The organism is Nonomuraea composti (assembly GCF_012034275.1).
Taxonomy (GTDB): domain Bacteria; phylum Actinomycetota; class Actinomycetes; order Streptosporangiales; family Streptosporangiaceae; genus Nonomuraea; species Nonomuraea composti.
The window spans coordinates 1-239 of the sequence record NZ_JAATEP010000186.1 but is presented as its reverse complement, the minus strand read 5'-3'; the positions used below and the strand labels follow the sequence as shown (position 1 = coordinate 239).

Annotated in this window: 1 protein-coding gene; it reads right to left on the bottom strand. The window is 68.2% G+C overall.

What is annotated here, in order from left to right; genetic code table 11:
• On the bottom strand, window positions 1-239 hold a 239-nt coding region (locus HCN51_RS57910; protein ID WP_168022250.1), incomplete at both ends, for an RICIN domain-containing protein.

Below are 239 nucleotides of genomic sequence, written 5' to 3'. Positions count from 1 at the left end.
AGGCACTTGTTCGCGCCGACGGCGGTGATGCTGCCGTCGCTGTTCAGGCGCCACTTCTGGTTGTTCTGGCCGTTGCAGGTCCAGGTGATGACCGCGGTGCCGTCGGCCGTGCCGGCCGCGTTGACGTCCAGGCACCGGCCGTCGGACGTCTTCAGCTCACCCGCACTGGTCGAGGCCCACTGCTGGTTCGCCTGGCCGTTGCAGTCCCAGATCTGCACCTGCGACGTGCTCGGCACGTC